We start from the raw sequence: 3,389 nt of genomic DNA on the forward strand, positions 1-3,389 counted from the left end.
CTCACCTTGCCACTCAGACATCTCACCTAAAACATTCACCACTCGAATGCCTTGACTACTCAAATAACTACAAGCCTGCGACGAACGCCCGCCAGACTGGTAAACGATATAATACGTTACTTCTCTTCTACAGAAAAATGTCTTCTTTTAGACATACGAAAACTCCCTATAAAATAGATTGGGAATTTTTGTTTTTTCCTTGTCTACTTTATAGGGAACATATCAATAACAGCATTCTTATCTTTTGTTTAATTAATAATTTTTAAACTCATTTATCTTTGAAAAAAAGTTTAATCCCTATTGCAGACAATATTAAAGATAATCCAGTAAAGCGTATAGCATTCACTATTCCTGTAGAATCAACAGTATCAGATTCAGGAAAAATTATTTTTGGTAAAATAATTAAAATCAAAAGTGAAAAAAGAACTAAAACAATACCAATCTTTTTCATATTACCACCATAAATTAGAAGATTTACCTCTGCCAAAACCGTTCACAAATGAATCATGCGAATTGAAAGTTTTGTACTTTGTTCCAGAAGCATTCTCAACCATTACCTTTCCATCTTTTCTTGTATACGCATTCTGAGAATAACCTTGTGTATTAGTCCGAATAAAACCATTTTGTTTTACAGTCTTAATTTTCTTACCACTACCATTATCATAAACATCATAAGTATACTCGTTCACATATCCCCATATAGCAGCTGTGAAGTATGCGTGACTGGCTTTCGTTTGAGTTCCGACTATCTTCTCATTAGAAGGTCCACTACGTGTCATAGATGTACTATAACTAAAAGAAGTACTTAATTTTACACCTTTAATCTCAGCATTTATTCCAAATGAAAAAGAAACAGATTTAGACTTAGAAGTTTTAGCATCCAATTTTTGTACATATTGGGTTGCAACAACTTGATCCGTAGTTAATTTTCTTGTTTTTACTAATTTCCAAGTCTGTCCGGTTGCGCTTCTCAACATTGGGTTTGAACTATTATTTGAAGCAATTTGATCACCTAAAGCTTGTTCTTGTTCTAATATCTCTTGATCAGTCAATTTTTCTTCTACATATGGATTAATTGCTTCTGAATCTACTTCTGTATCTACATTTTCAAAAACTTCTTCTCCATACACAGTTACAGGTACTGACAATCCCAAAAACATCATAGAAACTAAACATAACGAAATAAGTTTGTTCATTAACAACTCCCCTTACCCTTTATTAATTTTATATTAACTGTATAATAAAACCTCCTATAAAGCAAGCGTTTTCTTAACGGTTTTAAACGATTACCCTTCATCTGAAAGATCACAGTTACTGAGTATTTCTGTTCTTGCTCGTTAGTTATAACTGTGAACTGTCAATTTTACGTTGTTCCCTTATAGCTTTGGATTCTAAAGATTGAATTCAAACTATCTCTCTTTAATTATAATCTATTATTTTCTATAAAATATAAACGTGTTGTATGTTTAAAGCGTACCTTAAATAGACATAATCGTTACATTAGAAAAATACGGTTTTCTCGTGTGTGATTAGGGGGTGTTTTAAATTGTGTAAGAAAGTAGGTTGAACTTTTGAAAATTGCATACATACTAGTCTCATCGATCGATCAAAATGAACAACGTCAAATTTAGGAAATGAAAAAATTTTCATCGAGAAGCAATCTGGAGCAACCATCACTCAAAGACCAATTTTTCAAGAGGCTTTAGATTTTGTTAGAGAACAGGATGTTTTTATTATGGAAACTATCGATTAACTCGGAAGGAATTATGATGAGATCATTGATTTCGTGAATTATCCTAAGAAGAAAAATGTACAGCTGGTTATCACTAGTTTACAATTATGGCTGAAGCGATCAGAAATCCTCTCCTGGATAAATTTATCAAAAACCTAATCGTTCAGATCTTGGCCATGATTGCTGAGCAAGAGCGTACCGAATCAAAACGACACCAGGTACAAGGAATCAAGATTGCTAAAGCGAATGGTGTTTATAAAGGTCGCCCCAAACTCTATAGTGCAGACACAAAAGATCCTCAACATCGCCTTGTTTATAAAAGCATCGTTGAAGATCTTAATAAGGGAATTGCTATTTCAAAGATTGCAAAGGAGTATAATGTTACCAGACAAACTGTTTATAGAATAAAAATAGATAGTTTTCAATAAAAGTTAAAATTAAAAAAATTTCTTAATTAAGTAATTTTTCAAAATTAACTATTCATTCACTTCTGTTTATTAGCTGTATGAAAAAGCAACTGTAAAATTTTGTATAAATTGTTTATCCAGTAAAAGGTTCTCTTACATTAAGCTAGCAATTTCAGTATTCGTCCAGTCAGATGGGTTTTTAATAGATAAAGCATTAACGAAATTTAATATTTTACTTTTAAATTTTTCAAGCATCTTATCATTTACTGAATAGCAATTGTGATTAACGTGTACATTATTAAATAGTACATTTGATTTATGAAAAGCAATACAAAAAACATCAGGTCCGCTAATGAAAGAGCCGTTATACCAATTTTCTGAGTGCAGTAACTGTTCGGCATTATCTCTTGAAAACTTGTCGTTAGTTGTTCGGTTTTTACATTCGATGACAAAACTATAATCCCTAGTCGCCCAAAAAATTATCGGGTCCATCATTGTAATCATTTTCGAGTCTTGAAGAATCATATCCAGAAACTCACCGATTTCCAAAAGTCCAGATTCAAAGATATTGCTATTATTCTTCGGCGAATAAACAAGCTTAATTAATATAGAACGAACTGTAATTTGAAAATCTGTAGCATTGTCATATTGATTTATCCAATTTTTTACATTTGTTATTTGTTCAGTTGTTGATCGGGTCTTTTTCGTCAAAAGTGGTATTGCAGGTATTAAAAGATTTGCATTTTTTTGTTTCGCTTTTATTTGCATATCATTTGCTGCGCTTTGGTTATGTGAGTTTGTAATATGTGCTCCTAATTGTAAATACCAACCTTGATCATCTATAGAAATATCTGAATTATTTATAAAGTTACTACTTAACAAATCAACTGCTGATTCAAACTGGTTATTTTCATAATTAGAAAGAACTTGATATTCTCTTTTTGCCAATTCTAAGACGTTATATTCAGTTTCTTCACGGTATATTTTCAAATAAGATTTGAGTTTACTTTTATGGCCGCGCCAACTACTTGTATTTCTTTTTTCATATATAAACCTCTTATCTTGAGAGTATTCTTCTTATTAGGATCGCATAAAAGTTCAGATGAGGCAACAAGTGAATTCAGGCTAATTTGTACTATACTGTTATTTTGAATGCAACTTTAATTCCATTCATAGCACACAAAAAAACATGAGCCATTCACTCGCTCATGTTTTTTATTCTACTAATCTCACCTTGCCACTCAGACATC

At 31.5% G+C, this 3,389-nt stretch carries 3 protein-coding genes and 1 pseudogene; 2 read left to right on the top strand and 2 right to left on the bottom strand.

Going from position 1 to position 3,389, the window contains the following annotated elements:
• Window positions 1-278: 278 nt before the first annotated feature.
• On the top strand, window positions 279-464 hold the full coding sequence (locus tag B4L98_RS04010; RefSeq protein WP_291077605.1) for a hypothetical protein: 186 nt from the start codon (window positions 279-281) through the stop codon (window positions 462-464).
• Here the strand turns inward: B4L98_RS04010 and B4L98_RS04015 are convergent.
• Window positions 453-1,196 carry a hypothetical protein gene (locus B4L98_RS04015; protein WP_291077607.1) on the bottom strand — a complete coding sequence of 248 codons (744 nt, stop codon included), beginning with the start codon at window positions 1,194-1,196 and terminating at the stop codon, window positions 453-455. The genes B4L98_RS04010 and B4L98_RS04015 overlap by 12 nt on opposite strands.
• A 375-nt stretch (window positions 1,197-1,571) precedes the next feature.
• Between B4L98_RS04015 and B4L98_RS04020 the strand changes: the two are divergent.
• Window positions 1,572-2,160, top strand: a pseudogene (locus B4L98_RS04020) (recombinase family protein).
• Between the two features lie 132 nt (window positions 2,161-2,292).
• On the opposite strand, the gene B4L98_RS04025 reads toward B4L98_RS04020, so the two are convergent.
• Window positions 2,293-3,087, bottom strand: coding sequence for a hypothetical protein (locus B4L98_RS04025; RefSeq protein WP_291077609.1), 795 nt, complete (start codon window positions 3,085-3,087; stop codon window positions 2,293-2,295).
• Between the last annotated feature and the right edge of the window lie 302 nt (window positions 3,088-3,389).

It is taken from the genome of Empedobacter sp. UBA5528 (assembly GCF_002426075.1).
GTDB classification, from domain to species: domain Bacteria; phylum Bacteroidota; class Bacteroidia; order Flavobacteriales; family Weeksellaceae; genus Empedobacter; species Empedobacter falsenii_B.

Excerpts from the sequence above, each read along its gene's own strand:
- B4L98_RS04015 (WP_291077607.1), bottom strand. The coding sequence starts at position 1,196 with ATGAACAAACTTATTTCGTTATGTTTAGTTTCTATGATGTTTTTGGGA.